Genomic DNA, 19,763 nt, shown 5'->3' on the forward strand with positions numbered 1-19,763 from the left:
TTTTGGCACAGGAAGACACAGTGACGGCGGCTCAGCTTGCTGCAGCCTCTCGTGTCCTGTCGAACCCTAATCGGTTACGGATCTATCAGGTTATTGTGGATCATCGTCGGCGGCATGGTCAGGCGGACCGTACCATGGTGCAGGCAGGCTGTGCCTTTGCGGGTTTTATGCAACGATTGAATATTGGTGCGTCAACGTTATCTTATCATGTCCGCGAATTATCGGTTACGGGTTTGATCCGGGTTGAGCGCGAAAACCGCCGCCGGTTCTGCCATGCGGAGTCGATCATGCAAAGTCGGTTGGCGCATTTTTAGAAATATAAAGGTACCCCGCACAAGAACACGAAATGGCAGCGGATCCGTGGGCGCTTTGGGGTTGCGGTTTTTTCTTGTTGCTTTGCTGTTTTGTGATGCGGGGATGGTGAGCTACGAGTTGCGCTCAAGTCGATAAGGAAAACACAAAGCCGCAAGCTCGACCTTTTCTACTCTACGGAGCCGCTGCAGAAACACCGTTTAGGGTGCGCACCGAGCGATAAACGGTGAACAAAAAATCCGCGTCAGAGGGGGGCCGCGTAATACCACACCTTCCCCTCTACCCCATTTGCTTGGTGTTGCACTTCGCGATTGAAGCCACGTTGATCAAGTGCAATAGCGGCCATACTGGCTCAATGCTTTGCTGCTGCGAGGATCCACGGTATCGACCCAGACCTGCATGGAATCCTTATTACGATTGTTCTGCAGGCTGCTGAAATCCCCGGCGGTGAATTCACCCAGCAGTGTGTCCCCTTGCTGGGGTGTAATGCCGTCGAGTTGTTTAACTAGCACCATGCCTTTACTGGAGTTCAGTAGCATGTAGTCACAGTTCTGACTGATGATTACGGTGGCTTGCTGGTTGGCTTGGGCGCCACTGCCCGGCATTATGCAGCTAGCCAGTCCGAGACTCATAATTATGTGTTTGAGTGCTGACATCTGATTCCCTTCCGTTTTACTTTCCCACTCCACCTTACTGCGCTATCACCACTGAATCGGTTATTTAATCGCGGCCAAGCTGTAACCCGGTGTAATGTTTTTATTGTGGTCTGTGAGTCTTCGATACTTACACACTTGATGGCATGCCAACATCATGGCTATGTCTCTTTATGCAGTAGGGAATAAAGCTGAGGGGACGCCGGTTTATAGGGCGAATCGGCCCACAGAAAAGCCTGGGATTGACCCATTCACTGTGGGAGCTTGATATCAAAAAAAGTGATTTTAAAAAATGTCCCTATCCTGCTTGTAGTGTTCAAAACAGCATTGATGTGCTGCTTAAATATGACGTTGCTCTGGAGGCAGAGCCCCTGCCTCCGGGGCCTCTGCCCTCATCACTTCGTGGCACGTGGTGCCTGTCGTCTTGGGCTGCCTTTCCTTGTTGGTGACATAAAACAGTCATATAGTCGCTATGATTTTGCGAACGACATTTTGAACGGGGAATTAACGTGAAAAAAATCTTGCTTGTGGCCTCTGTTGCCGCCTCGGTGCTACCTGTGGGTGCCATGGCCGCCCCCCTCTTTTACGGAAAAATGAATCTGAGTGTGGATAAAACCAATGATTATCCGGAGGCCGCTTTGGTACTGAGTCAAGATGACCTGTCCGACGCCTGGGATGTTTCCAGTAATAACTCCCGGTTGGGACTAAAAGGTGAAGAGCTATTGTATAACGATAGTCTTTCCTTGATTTATCAGATCGAAGCAGGTTACGACGCGGATGGGGACGACGACTCTACCTTTACTACGCGTAATAGTTTTCTTGGTTTGGACACACCAATGGGCAAGATCTTTGCTGGCCGTTATGACAGCGTGGTGAAGCTGGCGGAAGGAAAGATTGACCAGTTCAATGATACTCTGGCGGACTTGGATGCCGTGTTGCTGGGCCAGCGTCGTAACAGCAACAGTTTGAACTGGGAAAGTATGGATTTGGGCGGCTTTGTAATGCGGGCTCAAGTAGCCCCGGGAGAAGGTGAGTCCATCAGCGCTGCTGGCCAGACAGACACCAAAGAGGGTTTGACCGACACCTGGGGGCTTTCTGTTACCTACCAAGCCGATGTCTTATATGCTGCTTTGGCGTATGAAAGCGGGTATACGCAAATTGACTTTGACGTTCCTGCCCCGGTTCGGATCGGTGGTGATATTCAAACTTGGCGAGGTTCATTCGGCATAAATTTTGCGAATAACCTGCAGTTTGGGGGGATAGTAGAGCAAAGCGACTTTGATCCGGTGGCTGGCGAGGGGGGGGATGTGATGTCTTACCTTCTCAGTGGTCGCTTTGGGTTATCAGAACGTATCGCCTTGAAAGGCCAAGTCGGCATGCTCGATAGCAGTGAGTTGGATCTGGATATCCAAACCTTGACCTTCGGTGCTGATTATAAACTGGGTAACCAAACCATTGTTTATGGCTTGGCTTCAATTTCAGAAACCGACTACGACGATCCAAATGGCCCGCTGTTCGACGTGGACGAATCAGGCTCTGCGTTTTCCTTGGGCATGATCCACACGTTCTAGCTCGTGCGGGAAGATTACGATTGCGCCAAACGGCTCTTCGAAGTCTCACATAAAAGCGCTGGCCGCGCCCGTGGTTTGGGTGCGGCCTCTTTGCTTTCAAACGCAGGCATGCCGATACGCGCAGCTGTCAGTTATGTTCACCCCAAGACTTTTTGAACAAAGCCTGATTCATTCTTAATGGCTTGGGCAAAGGGCGGTAGCGCGTGCATGCGCTCAATGTGTGCGGATAGATTAGGGTAAGTGGCGGGGTCTACCTGTTCGCCAGCATGGCGGAAGTTCACCATTTGGCTTGCTAGAGCAATGTCGGCAACGGTCATGCTCTCGCCCACTAGAAACTCCCGGTCTTTCAGTGTCTTTTCCAGATAGACAAACAGGGGAGGGATAGTCGTGCTCAGCGCATGCTGGACTTTCTCCTCATCACAGTCCTTGCCGAGCAGTCGCATGACAATGCGATTACGGAACACGGCGAAGGTACATCGCATGGCGAGGTCATAATCAATGAAACGTTCCAACCAGATGACTTGGCCCATTTCCATGGCATCGCTGGGGTAGAGTGCCGGCTCCGGCTGAATTTTATCCATCCAGGCACAAATCGCTGCAGAGTCGGCCAGAAATTGACCATCCACTTCCAGTGCAGGGATACGCTTCATGGGGCTAATTTTTTCGTAGCCCTCCGGCGGGTCGTTGGGATCGATATGAACGGCTTCGAATTCGATCCCTTTCAGCGCCAGGGCGACCCGGGTTTTGCGAACGAAAGGTGACAGAGCGGCCCCGTACAGCTTGATGGACATGCGTTTCTCCCGATAAATGGATGTTTTTTCGCCAATTTTGATGAAATCGGCATAGTTATAGCGTGCCATTACTAGAGCAGCATGACTTTTTTAGGTCAATGCCGCTCTACGACAAATTTTTTCCTTGACGATTGCCCGGCAGATACCTATTCTACGCGCCGCTTTGACGTGCCACGTCAAGCCCGGGTCCCCTTCGTCTAGTGGCCCAGGACACCGCCCTTTCACGGCGGTAACAGGGGTTCGACTCCCCTAGGGGACGCCACTAATTCGCTAGTAGTTAGCTGGCAAGCAGTTAAGCGGGAATAGCTCAGTTGGTAGAGCACGACCTTGCCAAGGTCGGGGTCGCGAGTTCGAATCTCGTTTCCCGCTCCAGATAAAAAGGGACCCAAGCGGGTCCCTTTTTTTATGCCGCTACGCCGCTATAGCAGGGATCTGCAACACGCAATAATTCAGGCTAATAGTGCTGCGTGCCCGGTTGACATGGTTTTGTGAGAGACGGGTTGCTGGCGATTTGTGTCGATTTAAATCCCACATTGCTAGCCGGCTGCCTTCCACGTGTGGTTCTAAATTTTCGCTCATTGTTTGCTTTCGCTACGGCGCTCCGTACACTAAGGCTTGACTGAAAGTGAAGAGACTATGGCGCGCCTACACCCGCGATTGCTGGAAGCCCTCAACCTGTTACCACAGGATAAGCCCGTTCATTTGCTGACGCGCCACTCCGTGCGTGAATTAGCCAAAAACGGTTTTGCGGATTATCGCCTGCCCCTGACGCCGGAAGGTGTCGATATGGCTCGGGAATGGGGTGGCCGGTTGGCACGTCCGGTGGATGCGTTCTTTTCCAGCCCGGTGGCGCGTTGTGTGAACACCGCGAAAGCCATGGCTGAAGGGGCTCGCAAAGCTGGTCTGCTTGAGGTGATTCCAGAAATCACCACCGATACCACTCTGGTGGAGCCAGGCTGTTATGTTGAAGATCTGAACCAGATTGGCCCCACGTTCTTGCAAATGGGCGCGTTCAAATTCCTTAACCAGCACCTACAGCAACCCTTCGAGGGCATGCTGTCCCCGACTGAAGGGCGCTCAAAGCTGGCGCGTTACCTGATCGAGCGTGAACCCGCTCCCGGGCACCTCAATGTGCACGTGACTCATGACACCATTCTGGCCGTGCTGGTGGCGGAGCTGCACGGGCACCGACGGATTACCGAGGACGACTGGCCTTGGATGATGGAAGGGCTGTGGCTGTGGTTCAGCGGCGGTCAGCTCCATTGGATATGGCGTGGTGATCACGGCCACCGTGCGTTGTAACTACATTCCTTAATCCGTTCTTTTTCTGTGTACCGATTTCTGATGAGGTGTGCCTTGTCCGCACTGACAATTCGCAATTTAACCAAAACGTATGCTAATGGCGTGCAAGCGCTTAAAGGTATTGATCTTGAAGTAAAGAAGGGTGATTTCTTTGCTTTACTGGGCCCCAATGGGGCCGGCAAGTCAACCACCATTGGCGTGATCAGCTCCTTGGTGAATAAATCCGCCGGGGATGTGAGTATTTTTGGTTATTCCCTGGATACTCAGCGGTCCCTAGCCAAGAAGCAGATCGGCGTAGTGCCCCAAGAATTTAATTTCAACCAGTTCGAGAAAGTGTTCGATATTGTGGTGACCCAGGCCGGATTCTACGGTATTCCGGCCCCGCTGGCCCGGGAGCGGACAGAAAAGTATTTGCGTCAGCTGGGTCTGTGGGACAAGCGTGACAAGCAATCTCGTACTCTCTCGGGGGGCATGAAACGTCGCTTGATGATTGCCCGGGCCCTGGTTCACGAGCCGGAGTTGTTGATTCTGGACGAACCGACCGCTGGTGTGGACATCGAACTGCGCCGATCGATGTGGGACTTTCTGACTAAGCTGAATGAACAAGGTAAAACGATCATTCTGACGACACATTATCTGGAAGAAGCGGAATCCTTGTGTCGGCATATTGCCATTATTGACCATGGTGTTATCGCCGAAAACACCGACATGAAATCCCTACTGGAACAATTGCAGGTAGAAACCTTTATTCTTGATCTGGCTCGGCCCGTTACGCAGGCCCCACAGTTGGACGGTTTTGAGGTGTCACTGCGTGATGCCAAAACCCTGGAGGTGGCGGTGCCGAAAAGCGAAAGTCTGAATACGCTGTTTGCGGAATTGGCCCGGCAGAATTTTGAAGTAATGAGCATGCGTAACAAGGCGAACCGACTGGAAGAATTGTTTGTGCGGTTGGTTGAACAGAATCTGCCAGGGGAGCAAGCACCATGAGCGCACGCGAGCAGTGGATCGCATTCCTCACGCTGGTAACCAAGGAAATTCGACGTTTTACCCGTATCTGGCCGCAGACATTACTGCCACCGGCGATCACCATGACGCTGTATTTCGTGATTTTCGGCAACCTCATTGGCAGCCGTATTGGCGAAATGGGCGGTTTCGATTACATGCAGTATATCGTCCCCGGCTTGATCATGATGAGCGTAATTCAGAATAGTTACGGCAATGTGGTGAGCTCCTTCTTTTCTACCAAGTTCCAGCATTCGATTGAAGAGATGTTGGTATCGCCAATGCCGTCCCATGTGATTCTTAATGGCTACATTGTCGGCGGTATGGTACGTGGCATGTTGGTCGGCTTGATTGTTAGCTTGCTGAGCTTGTTCTTTACGAAATTGTCCATGCAGCATTGGGTGATTACTGTCACGGTGGTGGTGCTTACTGCTGCATTGTTTGCGCTGGGCGGTTTCATCAATGCCACCTTTGCCACTAAGTTTGACGATATTTCCATTGTGCCGACTTTTATCCTGACGCCGTTGACCTATCTGGGTGGGGTGTTTTACTCCATTGATCTTCTACCCGAGTTCTGGCGCACCGTGAGCCTGGCGAACCCCATCGTGTATATGGTTAATGCTTTTCGTTATGGGGTGCTAGGGGTCAGTGATGTGAATGTGTACGCCTCTTTGGGGGCGATTCTGGCATTCGTGATCGCTTTCTACTTATTTGCGTTATGGTTGCTGCATCGAGGAACCGGTATTCGGCACTAACCAATGGCGCTGAATTTAGCTATGCTTTTCAGTAGCCAGTTAACGTGCTATTGACGGGATCTCAAGAGGTTATCATGAGCTATCTTAAGGAAACGCCGTTGGGTCGCTCCAGCGAGTATGTTGATGAATACATGCCTTCGCTGTTGTGTCCTGTGCCGCGCTGGGATGCGCGCGAGAACCTGGAATTGGAAGACACTACACTGCCCTTTCACGGCACGGATATCTGGAATGCCTATGAATTGTCCTGGCTCAATGAAAAGGGCAAGCCCATTGTGGCCATGTGCGAACTGCGTGTTCCTTGTACAACCCCGAACATTGTCGAGTCCAAATCCCTCAAGCTGTATCTGAATTCATTCGCCAATACTCGCTTTGAAAGCCGTGATGCGGTGCGTGCTGCTATTGAGAAGGATGTGGCGCAAACAGTGGGGGGCAACATTGAGGTATTACTGTATTCGCTGCAGGAGTCGGCAGGTTTCCCTGTGTGGGAAGATCGCGGCGATTGCGTGGACAATATTGATCTGACCTTCGAGCATTACGAATACCGGCCTGATTTGCTGTTGTGCGATCAGGGTCCCGAACAGACTGGCCAGCTGTATTCCCATTTGTTGCGTAGCCATTGCCCTGTCACCGACCAGCCAGATTGGGCGACAGTGGTGATCCGCTACACCGGCCGCGCTATTAGCTCGGCCAGTTTTTTACGCTATGTGGTGTCGCTGCGTAACCATCAGGGCTTTCACGAACAGATTATCGAGCAGGTCTTTGTGGACCTGATGGCCCAGTGCTCTCCGCGTCATTTGACCGTGTACGGTCGGTTTACTCGCCGCGGCGGAATTGACATCAACCCGTTTCGCTCCAACAGCGAACAACCCCTCCCCAACCGTCGCACTACTCGTCAGTAGCAAGGATGATGACGGGTTCTATTTTTCAACAAGAAGGAGTCTTTAAATGAGCGAAGGAAATAACAGCAACGGCCTGGCCAAGCAGGAAGAGCGGAGCCTTGGACTGGCATGCCACCTGTTGGCATTTGTCGGTATGGTGTTTCCGTTCGGCAATATTCTGGGTCCATTGGTGATCTGGTTGATTAAAAAAGACGATAGTGGCTTCGTCGATGACCAGGGCAAGGAAGCATTGAATTTCAATATCACCATTTCCATTGCAGGTTTTGTCGCCTTCCTGCTCACTTTCGTTGTTATCGGCGCCTTCCTGCTGCCGATCATTGGTCTTTTCTGGTTGGTGATGACTATCGTTGCTGCGATAAAAGCCAATGGTGGAGAGTACTACCGCTACCCGCTGACGATTCGGTTGATTAAATAATAGCTACGAGCTACAAAAAACCGCACCCTTCGGGCGCGGTTTTTTGTAGCTGCTTCAGGGCCCCAAAGGCCAGCCAAACCCAATCCATACCCCTAATAACACCGACCAACCCAGTAGTAATGTCAGGCTGTAGGGCAGCATCAGTGCAACGAGGGTGCCGATGCCCGTCTCCGGCTGATAACGGCGAGCGAAACCCAACACCAGCACAAAATAAGGCATCAGTGGAGTGATGATATTGGTACTGGAATCGCCCACTCGATAGGCCGCCTGGCTGGCCTCGGGAGAAATGCCCAGTAACATCAGCATGGGGATAAAGACCGGTGCCAGGATTGACCACTTGGCCGAGGCGCTGCCGATCATCAGGTTGATCAGTGCTGTGAGCATCACAAACAGTAATAACAGAACTACCTTGGGCACGGTCAGTGCACCGAGCCAGGCGGCGCCTTTCACCGCCAATAGCAGGCCCAGCTGACTGTAGTTAAACCAGGCGACAAATTGCGCGGCGAAAAACATCAATACCAGGTAGCCAGCCATGGAAGCCATGGTGACTTCCATGGCAGTGATAACCGCTCCACTATTGCGGAACTGCCCGCTGACCCTGCCATAAACCGCACCGCTGATACCCGCAATCAAGGCTACGATGACCACCAGACCATGAATAAACGGCGAGCCCAGCACGCTGCCGGTATCCGGATGGCGCAGTGGTGCACCGTCCGGCAATACCAGTAACGCTAGCCCTGCCAGCAGGATTGCCAGTGTCAGGCCGGTCCACTTCATGGCGCGGGAATGGATTTGGGGCACGTCCACTGAAGCGTCTGTCGCGGTATTGGCCTGGGCCAGCCGGGGTTCAGTGAGCTTGCGAGTGACTAGAGTGACTAGCCCGGTCACCAGAAAAGTGGAGGCGATGATAAACCAATAGTTGCCAGTGGCCGCTACCGCGCGGTCCGGGTCGATGATGTGTGCCGCTTCTGTTGAGAGCCCGGCGAGGGTGGCGTCCACCGGGCCCACCAGCAGGTTGGCACTGAAACCACCAGAAACCGCCGCAAAGGCGGTGGCGATGCCGGCAATGGGCGAGCGGCCGGCCAGCTGAAACACTAGTCCAGCCAGTGGAATCAGCACCACGTAGCCAGCATCCACGGTCAAACTGGAGAGCACCCCAGCAAAGGCAACAGTGAATACCAAGGCGCCGCCGGAGGCGCGTCGTACCAGGCTGGTCAGGCTAACCGAGAGAAGGCCCGACTGTTCGGCCACGCCCAGCCCCAGCATAGCGACCAGTACTACGCCCAGAGGAGCAAAGCCTGTGAAGTTACCCACCAGACTAGTGAATATATAGCGCAACCCTTCTCCGTCCAGGAGTGAACGGGCGGTAATGGTTTCATCGGTGAGTGGGTGGACTGCGGTTACGTCCAGCGCCCCCAGCACGACCGTGAGAGGAAGCAGCAGCAAGCAGAACCAGACAAACAGCAAGGTGGGGTGGGGCAGTCGGTTGCCCAGTTGCTCAAGCCGAGACAGCCAGCCGTGGGGAGGGTTCATGGTTGAGGTTCCTCAAAATGAACCACTTACTTTAGCCAGTTGAGCCAATGGGGGGCAAGTGGTGGCGAGTCATGCAGCCAAAGCTTGTGCAAGTTATGAGGGAACGATTGGACACCGGCATCCAATGATTTTTTTAAAATTATGGGGCGCGATAGGACAGCCCGAAGACGGTGCGATTCACTGATACGACAGTCTCAAGACAAGCCATTAGAGCCGCTGTTACGTTTTGTTGGTTTGCAAAGCAATATTTGAGTGCCGGTGGTAGTCAGGGGGGGGGACCAAGATGATAGTTATCAGTTATCAAGAGAGTGGTCATTGATGCCGGGATAGCGGCGATTTCTTTTTCAAGATCAAAGCCGCTTTCCCGGAAATTCTTGATGCATTTTCTTATCGGGGAGTATCACTCCTGAAACGCTACTTCAACTCTTTGGAATTAAGCCCCAGCACACGGCGAGCGATAACCAGTTGCTGAATCTGTTGGGTGCCTTCAAAAATATCCAGAATCTTTGAATCACGGGCCCACTTCTCCAGAAGTTCGTCTTCGGTGTAGCCAAGGCTGCCAGCCAGCTCTACACAGCGCAGTGTGATGGCGTTACCAACCCGCCCGGCCTTGGCTTTGGAGATGGAGGCTTCCAGGGTGTTGGCTTTCTTGTTGTCGGCCATCCAGGCGGCTTTCACCGCCAGCCAATAAGCGGCTTCCCAGTCAGCTTCCATCTTGTAGATTTCCGCTTCCACGGCAGAGCAGTTGTCTACGGGTTTGCCGTAGTCGTAGGTGATGTTGTCGTTGAGCAACTCCTTGATACGCTCCAGAGAGGCCTTGGCACAACCAACCGCCATGGCGGCCACCAGCGGGCGTGTGTTGTCGAAGGTCTCCATGACACCGGCGAAACCTTTCTTGGTGTCGATCTCCGGGGAGCCAAGCAGATTCTCCGCAGGTACCCGACAGTCGACAAAGTTGATCGCTGCAGTATCGGAAGCACGGATGCCAAGCTTTTTCTCAAGGCGTGCCAGCTCCATGCCCGGGGTGCCCCAGTCCACCACGAAAGACTTGATCGCCGCGCGGCCCAGTTTCGGGTCCAGGGAGGCCCACACCACCACACAGTCGGCGCGTTCACCGGAGGTCACAAAAATCTTCTCACCATTGAGAATATAGTGATCGCCGTCTTTTTTAGCGGTGGTGCGAATAGCCGCCGAGTCGGAGCCGCAGCCGGGCTCGGTGATGGCCATGGCGGCCCACTTGCCTTTGAAACGATCCAGTTGCTCGTCATTGGCGACAGCTGCAATGGCCGCGTTACCCAGCCCTTGGCGGGGCATGGCCAACAGAAAACCGGTATCGCCGTAGCACATTTCCATGGCGCCCAAGCATACGACCATGTTCGCGCCATTTTTGACGCTGCTGTCATCTTGAACCTTGCCACTACCGGTGGTGGCCGCGCCGGCGGAGTTGGCTGGGTCACCTTCGTTGAAGCCATCCAGTATCGAGGCGAGCATATCCAGCTCCTTTGGATATTTGTGCTCCCCGCGATCATACTTGCGCGATAGTGGACGGAGGGTGCTTTGAGCTACCTGATAGGCATTGTTAATCAGGGGTTTAAACTTCTTGGGAATTTCAATATTCATGGTTGTCTCCCTCCTTACAGGTGCAGGCCGCCGAAAGCGACCCCAACAGCACGCAGATCCCGATACCAGCGTTCCACCGGGTACTCTTTAGTGAAACCGTGGCCACCGAGCAGCTGCACGCCGTCGGTACCGATTTTCATGGCTTTATCTTTTACCAGAGTGCGAGCCAGGTGGGTTTCTCGCTGGAAGCTTTTGCCCTGTTCGGCACGGCTGGCCGCGCGGTAGGTGAGCATGCGCATGGCATCTAATTCGATGGCCATATCGGCGATCATGAATGCCACCGATTGACGGTGGCTGATGGGTTCGCCAAAGGCGGTGCGTTCGTTGCAGTAAGGGCCCACGTAATCGAGTACCGCCTGGCTCGTGCCAATGGCCATGGCACACCAGGCCAGGGTGCCCAGATCCACAAAAGCGCGATAATCAAAATCGTCGCTGCCCAAACGGTTGGCTGCCGGGATGCGGACCTCGTCCAGTTTCAGTGGGCGTTGGCTGCTGGCGCGGATGCCCATGGAGGGGTCGTCGCCGGCGGTGAGCCCGTCGTTGCCACCTTCTACAATGAACACCGCTGGGCCGTTATCGGTTTGTGCCGCGATGAGGAAGATTTCCGCTTCAGCCGCTAATGGCACCAGAGATTTCTCCCCGTTAAGAATGTAGTCGCTGCCATCCTTGCGCGCGGTGGTGGCCAGCACCATTGGATCGAACAAGGGACGCGGCTCGCATACAGCAATGGTGGCTTTGGGCGGATTTTCTGCAGCGAAGCTGCTCAGATACTTGCCTTGTTGCTGCGCGGTGCCCCACTGGGTCAGGGCATTGGCCACGCCCATGGGGGCAAGAATCGCTACCGCCTGGCCCATGTCACCGTGGGCCAGGTCTTCTGCCAGCAGCATGCTGGTAAGGGTGGATTTCTCTGTGGCTGCGCCCCCCAGCGCTTGCGGTACCGCGAAGTAGTTCAGCCCCAGTTCCTGCGCCTGGGTCATCACCTCATCACTGGTTTGTTGCTCCGTATCTGCGTGCTCGGCCTGTTCGCGCAGCACGGCCATGGCAAAGCTCTGGACGCTGTCGCGGATCATCTGTTGTTCATCGGTAACACCAAGATCAAACAGGTCATGGGTATGGCCGGGCGCAGTAAGGCGCTCAGGCTTGTTGCCTGTATTGCCGGATTTGAATGCACGGGCGGTGGTGGTAAGAACGTGAAAACCGCTCTTGGTCAGGGTGTAGGCAAGCCACTCGACGCTTTTACGCATGCCGATCTTGTCGAGTACTTCCGAGCTGGCCAGGCGGTTAAGCGCGGTTAGCGCATACCCCACTGCATTTTTCGCCATGGTGAAACCTCATTGTTACGTCTATGGATTGCACTCAATTATGGAGAGATGGTGCAGAGTCACATTGACCAGTGTGACTGACTGGCCGGGCATAGTGGCAACCGCGCGGCGCCACAGGCCTAGTCATTGGCAGGGTTAGAGGGTATGGGAGGTAAGGGACAGAATAGTAGCGAACCACATTGGCTCTGTTGTTTTGAAGAGAAAAAGCAAAAAGCGTTTACGGTAGAGGTTGCTGGGCAAGCCCTGCACTCTGTCTTTTTTCAGTGGAAAAGATTCTGCTGATCAACGTGTCACTTTCAACCCAATTCCACGCAGAGGGCAGTTGCCTTATGGCACCTATCCCTCCCGCGTGGTCGTTTGTTGTTGCTGATGCTGTTTTCAAAGGTTTTCGTACCGGTTCATATCGAGAATAGCAGCCTGGGTTGGCTCGTGTTTTTCCAGATACTGGTCCAGCGCATGGAAGTATTGCCAAAACTCAGGGTGTGTGCGGCGAATACCGTAGGCGTCCACCAGCTTGGTGAATTCCTTCTCCGTTTTCACTGCTTGCATTTGACTAACGAAAGCCTGCAGCTGATCTTCTTGTACTAGGAACATGAAGTTGGGATAGCTGGCCAAGACGCCGGGATACAGAGTTAAGGTGTCCAGTGGCGGTTGGTAGCGCAGGGACTCTCCCATCATAAACGCGACATTGGTGTGTGCCCGGTTTCGGAACAAGGAATAAATTTCCTGTTCACCCTTGCTGCCCCTTACGTGGATCATGCTGACTTCCGGCATGAAATTGACGGCTTTCAGGTTGGCCGCGCGCCGTGAAGAGATGCTGCTGAGGATGTGGTCTGCCTCCTGTTTCCAGGCAGAAACATTGGGCCGTTGGCAGTTTTCACCGTCGCAACGGTTTATCGGGTCTGGGCGGGCATTTAGTTTGGCAAATTTAACCAGTAGATTATCGTTAAACTCGTTCATGGGGGTGCTGGTGTCGAACTGGATTTGTGTAGGCAGATCGGTATCTACGGATTCATAACTGACCGCCAACCGCAGTTTCCCGGTGTTTTGATACCAGTTGGCTAGTACAGGTTGGCGCAGTGTCGCCGGGAGGTAGCGGAGCGCGTTTTGTTCTGCGCCATTACGAATCAAATCAAAGTAGAGGCGCGTTTGTGCCTGATGAGACACGGACCCGAAAACATTGAAGTTCACCACAAGGTTGTAATAGCTGCGCTCGAACAACGGGTAATCCATCACCCAGGTGGTTAAAGGCAGGTCGCCGATCAGCCCTTTGCGTACGGAAGAGTTATCGTGATGACGAAAAATGGTCAGCAGCGCATTGCGATTATTACCATCGCCGTCCCATAACGAATCCCAACCCGGGCCTTGGGGTTCGTTATCAGCGTAAGCTTGTTTGCGGGCTTTGAGATAATTATTACGTTTTTCACTGTACTTAAGCCATTGGGGACCCAGTGCCAGCAAGTCATCATCCTGACCTGGTAAACCCAACAGGTCGCTAACCTGGGCACGGTAATTTTCTTCGGTGATGTAGAGATCCTGATCTGGATCCTGAAACACGGTCCAGAATTGGTCGCGGATCACGTCAGTGGCCACTTGGCCGCGGCAAACCGGGCCGCGAATAAAGGTGCGAACAAAATATTCGGCTTCATCGAGCATAAACTGATAGCGAGCGCGGGCTGGAATATCGGAAAAGGTAACGAAGGGATTGGCGCGTTGTTCATAGCCATAGCCCGGTAGTTCTTTCACTTCCCAATCGGTGCTAAAGAAATGCTTTTTGGTACGAGCCAGCTTGTCCTTGGCTAAGCCAAAGGTAATGTGTGTTTTGTGTACCAAGGTACCGGGCACAGGTGCAATACGGTACCAGAAATTTTCCGGTGGCATGTCATTGGGGCGATCTGTGGCTACCGGCTTAATGGGTTTCCCTGGAGGGGTGCTAGAGCGCCGCAGTTTGAAAAAATGTGCGGGCTTGCTGTCTGTACCTTTATCAAGGTACAGGTGGGCAAGAAACAGGTGTTCGTATAGCCAGCGAGCCACCAGTTGATGCTTTGGATCACTCTGGTTGAGAAAAGCTTCCCAGTCGTCAATCAGCTGTTGCTCTTCGGCGGTAGGGGTGATTACTTGCGGTTTAAAGGAGGCGCCTTGCTCCAGCCACTGGCGGATGGTGGCAAATTCGTTGTTAGTAAGGCCAGTCACCGCCAGCGGCATCCCTTCCATGGGGCGGTCATCAGCGTAGTCGTTAAATTCATCTGGAGCGGGGCATTGGTTTTGTCGGCTCAGACCCAGGGCAATATCCTCGGGAAGCTTTTCATTGGGGTTGAAGGTGTGTCTTTTGCCCAGCTCCAGCATTTGATACAGCAGGGAGGCTTGCATGCCAGAGGTACTGTCGATGACAGAATAGAAGCCCTTGTCACGCCATTGAGCAGTGGTTTGTGCATCCTTGAACAAGCGCGTGGGGTCGACGGTCTGATTGCGTGTGCCGTCATAAACATTTTTCTTGCTGGCGCCCCGGTCCAGGCCTTCGACCGCTTCTAGCTTCAGTTGGCAGGGGGCGTCATAACAGCCGTGGCAGGCCAGGCACTTGTTTTCGAAGATTGGGCGAATATCGTCATGGTAATTAGGTGACGTATTGGTGAGGTACTCGGGAGGGAGCGGGGCACTGGAAACCGGCGCGGACAGAGACAGAGCGCAAAGCAAAAAGAACAATATCCCTAGTGAAAAGGTTCCATGTGAATGCCAATTGTTTTTCATATACCCCAGTCTCCCTATAACGGATTGACAGTGTAGCGGGAGCAGACAGAGCCGGCCATGGCTGGCCCCCCTTTTTAGGATCTGTTGTTTTGTAAAAGGCCGAAAATTGGCTGTTAGAAGTAATGCACCGTTTATAGCATCCAGAACATAGTGGCGGCCCACCCAATTAAAACGGCGATAACGGCGGCGGCGGTGAGTTCATGCCTCAGGTGCCGGTACCAGGTGGGGAGCGTGTCGTTGAACACCATCTGTTCAGTGCCCCACACAAACATAAGCCCGGCGGCGAGCATGGGCATCGATAATTCCAGCGGTAGCAGCAGGGCAAACCAAGCCAATAACGCCGGTACCAGACCAAATAGTAGCGTTGGGTATTGGTTGCTGTGGTGCATTTGATCGAGTGCCCTGCCCCAGTGAATGGCGCCGAGAAACGCCAGTACAACGGCGGAGTAGGTGGCCAGAGCATGCAGCGCCCAGCTGCTGGTCTGGGCAAACCAAGATAGCCCAGCCAAGCCATAGAAGGGGATGTGTCCAATGTAGGACAGGGCTTTGGCACGACGGATATTTTTTTCCTGACGTGTGCTCACAGTGTTAATTCCAACGGATGCTTTGTTTTTATTATCGTTGATGCAGGGTGAAGGTTATGACAAGAAGGGGTAGCCAACCCAGGGTTGTGCTTGCAGGTGGCGGGGGAGGTATAGCGGGTGTGCCGGCTCCCCTGAGCTGTTAAGGCGAATGTAATGCATGGCTGGCAATTGGCGGACCACCTGCATGGCGCGGTCGTTAAAGCGCCCATGGTTCCCCCAAGCCGCTACGACTAGCTCGGCCTGACGGGCCAAGCGCCGTAGCCAGCGGTCATTTTGGGGGCCCACGGGGTCTGCGGCAGCAAAGAGATCCTTTGGGTAGGTTGCCCGATACGCGAACAAGTTGGCCACGCACAGGCCTGAGTAGCCCCAGTCCTGGGCAAAACCCATGCAACGACGAATGGTGGGGTTGTCGTGGTGGGGATCAGTGGTGGAGGGGTTGAGGCCAATCACCAGCATAAAATCATCACTCTCCCCCCACTGGCGCCAGAGTGCATAGCGGTACTGTCCACAGCGGGAAAAGCTGGCGTGACGTTGCAGATTATCGGCTGTCTTGGTCATGGCTGCGTATTATAAATCTCTGGCACAGTGAACGCTAAGGGCAATCAAACAGGCCAACAGTATGGAATTTAAAGATGTGATGGCCCAGCGCCATAGTGTACGGGCATTTACCGACCAGCCAGTAAGCGAAAAGGTGCTGAACAAACTGCTCAGCACTGCCGCCTCGGCGCCGAGTTGGTCCAATACCCAGCCTTACCAGATCGCTGTGGCGAAGGGCGAGGTGCTGGAGGATTTGCGGCAAACATTGCCTCCTAAGTTTGATGAGTTAATGGACCTAGCGAAGGGCTCTAAATTTAAACAGCTCAAGGCCATGGTGACTAAAAAAGGCATGCCGGACGGTGATTTCAAACCGGTTACCGATTATCCCAAAGACTTGCAGCCACGTCGTAGCGCCACCGGTTATCAGTTATATGAATTGTTGGGCATTCAGCGTGACGATAAGCGGGCTCGCCATCAGCAGATGCGTGAAAACTTCCGTTTCTTTAATGCGCCGGTGGCGGTGTTTATCTTTGTCCATGAAGGGCTAGATGTTTACAGCGCATTGGATGCAGGCATTTTTCTGCAAAGCCTGATGTTAGCAGCCACGGATGCGGGATTGGCTACCTGTGCCCAAGGGGCCTTGGCAATTTGGCGGTCACCCTTGGAAAAACATTTTACTATTCCGGATAACTATAAATTGTTGTGTGGCCTGTCGCTGGGGTATGAAGCGGATGAAACCATTAACCAGTTCAAACCGGAGCGTCAGCCGCTGGAGGCATTATTGGTGCCGAGAAAATAATGGCAGAGTCCCTATGGGTGACTTTGGGGCAGGTACACCGCAGACTCGCACCCAAGCGTTGAGCGCGGGCCTCCTTCTTCGCGTTATTGCGTGAAGCACGTTGTTTGCAGCGTTTACTTAATGAATCTCGATCTGCCGACGGCTATGCCCATGTTGTTCATGGCGTGGAATGGTCAGCGTTAACACGCCATTATGGAAAACGGCCCTCATCTGCTCTCCGTCTGCATCCGCGGGCAATGACAGCGTGCGTTGGAAGCGACCGAAGCGACGCTCACTGTAGTGGTAACCATCGCGATCAGGTTCGTGTAGAGCTTTCTTGTGACCATGAATCTGCAATTGGTTATCGCTGAGCACTACCTGCAGATCCTGTTTTTCCACGCCGGGCAATTCTGTGTTGATCAGGTAGTGGTCGTCGCGTTCAAGAATATCCAGGTTAGGCCGCAACGGGGCGGAGGGTTGCGCCTGCGGGGCTGGGGTAGTCCAAGCCATATTGCCAAGTATTTGTTCGAACCCATTGTCGAACTCCCCCTCCCAACGCAGTAACGGATGTTCGGGCTGTCGTTGTGGAAGAGAGTGTTCGTGGCTATCCTCCTGATGAAGCCAATTCCACGGTGTCATCTTGTGCATATCCATCGCTCGTTCTCCTCAATCAATGGAAATGATCGGCTGCTTTAGTTTCAGCTGTGAGGGATGTTAGCGGTCTTTCAATGGGGTTTTGGTGTTTTTTTGATCAACTAGATATGGGGCTTCCTTGTAATTTACCCACTTCGATACCACAGATGAGGGTAGGCGGAGGGCGACGTGCTCAAATCAGGGTGATGTCGCTCCCACATAACGGAACATGTGCCGAAAAGGAGAGCAGTCATGTCTAACGATCATGTTTACAAGAAAGTCGAACTCGTTGGGTCTTCGCGTACCACGATTGAAGATGCCATTGAGAATGCGTTGGTAACCGCCAATGAAAGCCTGGAACTAATGGAGTGGTTCGAGGTAACGCAAACCCGTGGCCATATTGAAAATGGCAAGGTGGGGCATTATCAGGTGACCTTGAAAGTGGGGTTCAGGATTTCCGGGTCCTGAATCGCGACAAGCACAAGCTACAAAAAAACCGCACCCTCTCGGGTGCGGTTTTTTTGTAGAGCGCCCAGCGTGGTGCTGGCTGGGCAGCTCAAACCAAGCATAACTTGGCTTTGTGTTGCTGTGCAGCGTGAAGCTTGCTGCTTTTCTTTTTTATACCATTTCCAGGTCTAGAGCCTGCTGGCAGACCCGAGCGGTACGGATAACGTGTAACTGCTTTGGAGACAGATCTTCTGGCAATTCCACGGTGCTGTGGTCCTGGTGGATCTTGATTGGGCCAATCAGGCGGCTAGGCAGTTTAGCTTCATTGGCAATGGCACCAACAATATTGCCCGGCTTCACACCGTGATCGTGACCTACCTTGATCCGGTAGCAACGCATGGTTTTGTCAGTGCGACCTTTGTCGCCGCGGTTGCGCGGGTTGCGGTCTTCGCGACGGCCACCCACGTGGGCGGATTCGCGACGGCGGGGTTCTTTGACCATCTTGGGTTCTTTCAGAATCAACGGTTCACGTTTGAACATCATGGTGGCCAGTGCGGCCGCCATGTCGTTGTCGCTGATATCCATGGCGTCACGTAGCTGGTTCACCAGCGCGCGGGCTTCATCAACGTTGGTCCCAGAGGTGAACCCGGCCAGTTGCTCCTGGAAGCGAGCAATGCGCTTGGCGTTCAGGTCATCGACAGAGGGCAGTGCCATTTTTTCGATAGACTGGCGAGTAATGCGTTCGATTTGACGCAGCACGTGTTGCTCGCGACGGGCCACAAACAGGATGGCGTCACCCTGGCGACCGGCACGGCCGGTGCGGCCAATACGGTGCACGTAGGCTTCCGGGTCCCCGGGCATGTCGTAGTTCACCACGTGGGTGATACGCGGCACGTCCAGGCCACGGGCAACCACATCGGTGGCGATCAGCAGGTCGAAACGCTTGTCTTTCAGACGCTGTACGGTTTTTTCCCGCTGCTGCTGGGGAATATCGCCGTTCAGGGCTTCGGCACGCAGGCCGCGGCGGTTGAGCTGCTCTGCCAGTTCCAGGGTAGCCTGTTTGGTACGAACGAAAACCAACACCGCATCGTGTTCTTCTGCTTCCAGAATCCGGCACACGGCGTCCAGCTTGTTCAAACCCGCGACGGGCCAGTAACGCTGGCGGATGGTGGTGCCAGTGGTGGCGCCGCCATTATCGATGCGAACCAGTTTGGGTTGCTTGAGGTGCTGGTCGGCAACCTTGCGAATGACCGGCGGCATGGTGGCGGAGAATAGCGCCAGCTGGCAGTCATCCGGAGTACGCTCAAGTACCCATTTCACATCGTCGATGAAGCCCATACGAAGCATTTCATCGGCTTCGTCGAGCACCAGAGCCTTCAGATTGTTTAGCTTCATGGAGCCGCGATCCATGTGATCCATAACGCGGCCGGGGGTGCCGACAATCACCTGGGCGCCGCCGCGCAGGCCTTTCAGCTGGGTGCGGTATTCACCACCGCCGTAAATGGGCAGAACCTGCAGACCTTTAATGTCTTTGGCAAATTCTTCACACGCAGTGGCAACCTGAATAGCCAGCTCGCGGGTTGGGGCCAGGATCAGCATCTGCGGTTCACGCAGAGACGGATCGAGACGGGCCAAAAGGGGCAATGCAAACGCAGCCGTTTTACCTGTGCCGGTTTGTGCCTGGCCCAGAAGATCGTGTCCATCCAGCAACAGCGGGATGGCTTGCGCCTGAATCGGCGAAGGCTGCTCGAAGCCCTGACGGGCGATCGCAGTGAGCAGAACCTCGGGCAGGCCTAAAGAGGCGAACCCGGAACGGGAATCTGACATGTAGTACCTATGAATTAGGAGGGGAGGAGCCGAG

General features: G+C 53.8%; 19 protein-coding genes and 2 tRNA genes. 11 read left to right on the top strand and 10 right to left on the bottom strand.

Annotated elements, in window-relative coordinates; genetic code table 11:
- Window positions 1–2 precede the first annotated feature (2 nt).
- Window positions 3–314, top strand: coding sequence for a helix-turn-helix domain-containing protein (locus tag ABNH10_RS10770; protein WP_349385928.1), 312 nt, complete (start codon window positions 3–5; stop codon window positions 312–314).
- A 324-nt stretch (window positions 315–638) separates the two neighbouring features.
- Here the strand turns inward: ABNH10_RS10770 and ABNH10_RS10775 are convergent, their stop codons facing one another.
- Window positions 639–968, bottom strand: coding sequence for a hypothetical protein (locus tag ABNH10_RS10775; RefSeq protein ID WP_349385929.1), 330 nt, complete (start codon window positions 966–968; stop codon window positions 639–641).
- A 506-nt stretch (window positions 969–1,474) separates the two neighbouring features.
- Between ABNH10_RS10775 and ABNH10_RS10780 the strand changes: the two genes are divergently transcribed.
- On the top strand, window positions 1,475–2,536 hold the full coding sequence (locus ABNH10_RS10780) for a porin (RefSeq protein WP_349385930.1): 1,062 nt from the start codon (window positions 1,475–1,477) through the stop codon (window positions 2,534–2,536).
- A gap of 137 nt (window positions 2,537–2,673) precedes the next feature.
- Here ABNH10_RS10780 and ABNH10_RS10785 read toward each other — a convergent pair whose 3' ends face one another.
- Window positions 2,674–3,327 (bottom strand): glutathione S-transferase family protein, encoded by a 654-nt coding sequence (locus ABNH10_RS10785; RefSeq protein WP_349385931.1) that lies wholly within the window; start codon window positions 3,325–3,327, stop codon window positions 2,674–2,676.
- A gap of 186 nt (window positions 3,328–3,513) precedes the next feature.
- Between ABNH10_RS10785 and ABNH10_RS10790 the strand changes: the two genes are divergently transcribed.
- The 7 genes from ABNH10_RS10790 (at window position 3,514) to ABNH10_RS10820 (ending at window position 7,700) form a co-directional block, all read left to right on the top strand.
- Window positions 3,514–3,589, top strand: a tRNA-Glu gene (locus tag ABNH10_RS10790).
- 34 nt (window positions 3,590–3,623) lie between these two features.
- Window positions 3,624–3,699 (top strand) — tRNA-Gly (locus tag ABNH10_RS10795).
- Between the two features lie 264 nt (window positions 3,700–3,963).
- Entirely contained in the window at window positions 3,964–4,629 is a 666-nt protein-coding gene (locus ABNH10_RS10800; protein WP_349385932.1) for a histidine phosphatase family protein, read from the top strand.
- Between the two features lie 42 nt (window positions 4,630–4,671).
- Window positions 4,672–5,616: an ABC transporter ATP-binding protein gene (locus tag ABNH10_RS10805; protein ID WP_349385933.1), complete on the top strand. Its 945-nt coding sequence runs from the start codon at window positions 4,672–4,674 to the stop codon at window positions 5,614–5,616.
- On the top strand, window positions 5,613–6,386 hold the full coding sequence (locus ABNH10_RS10810) for an ABC transporter permease (protein ID WP_349385934.1): 774 nt from the start codon (window positions 5,613–5,615) through the stop codon (window positions 6,384–6,386). The genes ABNH10_RS10805 and ABNH10_RS10810 overlap by 4 nt, the downstream gene beginning before the upstream one ends.
- 74 nt (window positions 6,387–6,460) lie before the next feature.
- Window positions 6,461–7,285, top strand: a complete 825-nt coding sequence (gene queF, locus ABNH10_RS10815) for an NADPH-dependent 7-cyano-7-deazaguanine reductase QueF (protein WP_349385935.1) — start codon at window positions 6,461–6,463, stop codon at window positions 7,283–7,285.
- Window positions 7,286–7,331: 46 nt separating this feature from the next.
- Entirely contained in the window at window positions 7,332–7,700 is a 369-nt protein-coding gene (locus tag ABNH10_RS10820; RefSeq protein WP_349385936.1) for a DUF4870 domain-containing protein, read from the top strand.
- 54 nt (window positions 7,701–7,754) lie between these two features.
- On the opposite strand, the gene ABNH10_RS10825 is transcribed toward ABNH10_RS10820, so the two are convergent.
- The 6 genes from ABNH10_RS10825 to ABNH10_RS10850 all read right to left on the bottom strand — a co-directional run bounded on the left by ABNH10_RS10825 (window position 7,755) and on the right by ABNH10_RS10850 (window position 16,065).
- On the bottom strand, window positions 7,755–9,233 hold the full coding sequence (locus ABNH10_RS10825; RefSeq protein ID WP_349385937.1) for an AbgT family transporter: 1,479 nt from the start codon (window positions 9,231–9,233) through the stop codon (window positions 7,755–7,757).
- 414 nt (window positions 9,234–9,647) lie between these two features.
- On the bottom strand, window positions 9,648–10,853 hold the full coding sequence (locus ABNH10_RS10830) for an acyl-CoA dehydrogenase family protein (protein ID WP_349385938.1): 1,206 nt from the start codon (window positions 10,851–10,853) through the stop codon (window positions 9,648–9,650).
- Between the two features lie 14 nt (window positions 10,854–10,867).
- On the bottom strand, window positions 10,868–12,175 hold the full coding sequence (locus tag ABNH10_RS10835) for an acyl-CoA dehydrogenase family protein (RefSeq protein ID WP_349385939.1): 1,308 nt from the start codon (window positions 12,173–12,175) through the stop codon (window positions 10,868–10,870).
- Window positions 12,176–12,553: 378 nt separating this feature from the next.
- Window positions 12,554–14,923, bottom strand: coding sequence for a fatty acid cis/trans isomerase (locus ABNH10_RS10840; RefSeq protein WP_349385940.1), 2,370 nt, complete (start codon window positions 14,921–14,923; stop codon window positions 12,554–12,556).
- A 131-nt stretch (window positions 14,924–15,054) separates the two neighbouring features.
- Window positions 15,055–15,507 carry a DUF3429 domain-containing protein gene (locus ABNH10_RS10845; RefSeq protein WP_349385941.1) on the bottom strand — a complete coding sequence of 151 codons (453 nt, stop codon included), beginning with the start codon at window positions 15,505–15,507 and terminating at the stop codon, window positions 15,055–15,057.
- A 54-nt stretch (window positions 15,508–15,561) separates the two neighbouring features.
- Window positions 15,562–16,065: a DUF1643 domain-containing protein gene (locus tag ABNH10_RS10850; protein ID WP_349385942.1), complete on the bottom strand. Its 504-nt coding sequence runs from the start codon at window positions 16,063–16,065 to the stop codon at window positions 15,562–15,564.
- A 61-nt stretch (window positions 16,066–16,126) separates the two neighbouring features.
- Between ABNH10_RS10850 and ABNH10_RS10855 the strand changes: the two genes are divergently transcribed.
- Entirely contained in the window at window positions 16,127–16,843 is a 717-nt protein-coding gene (locus ABNH10_RS10855) for a nitroreductase (RefSeq protein ID WP_349385943.1), read from the top strand.
- A gap of 117 nt (window positions 16,844–16,960) precedes the next feature.
- Here the strand turns inward: ABNH10_RS10855 and ABNH10_RS10860 are convergent, their stop codons facing one another.
- A complete protein-coding gene (locus ABNH10_RS10860) occupies window positions 16,961–17,476 on the bottom strand; it encodes an Hsp20/alpha crystallin family protein (protein ID WP_349385944.1) in 516 nt (171 codons plus the stop codon).
- Window positions 17,477–17,707: 231 nt separating this feature from the next.
- Here ABNH10_RS10860 and ABNH10_RS10865 point away from each other — a divergent pair, with 231 nt between their 5' ends.
- Window positions 17,708–17,923: a dodecin gene (locus tag ABNH10_RS10865; RefSeq protein ID WP_349385945.1), complete on the top strand. Its 216-nt coding sequence runs from the start codon at window positions 17,708–17,710 to the stop codon at window positions 17,921–17,923.
- A gap of 150 nt (window positions 17,924–18,073) precedes the next feature.
- On the opposite strand, the gene ABNH10_RS10870 is transcribed toward ABNH10_RS10865, so the two are convergent.
- A complete protein-coding gene (locus ABNH10_RS10870) occupies window positions 18,074–19,729 on the bottom strand; it encodes a DEAD/DEAH box helicase (RefSeq protein WP_349385946.1) in 1,656 nt (551 codons plus the stop codon).
- Between the last annotated feature and the right edge of the window lie 34 nt (window positions 19,730–19,763).

It is taken from the genome of Alcanivorax sp. (genome assembly GCF_040119285.1).
Lineage (GTDB): Bacteria > Pseudomonadota > Gammaproteobacteria > Pseudomonadales > Alcanivoracaceae > Alcanivorax.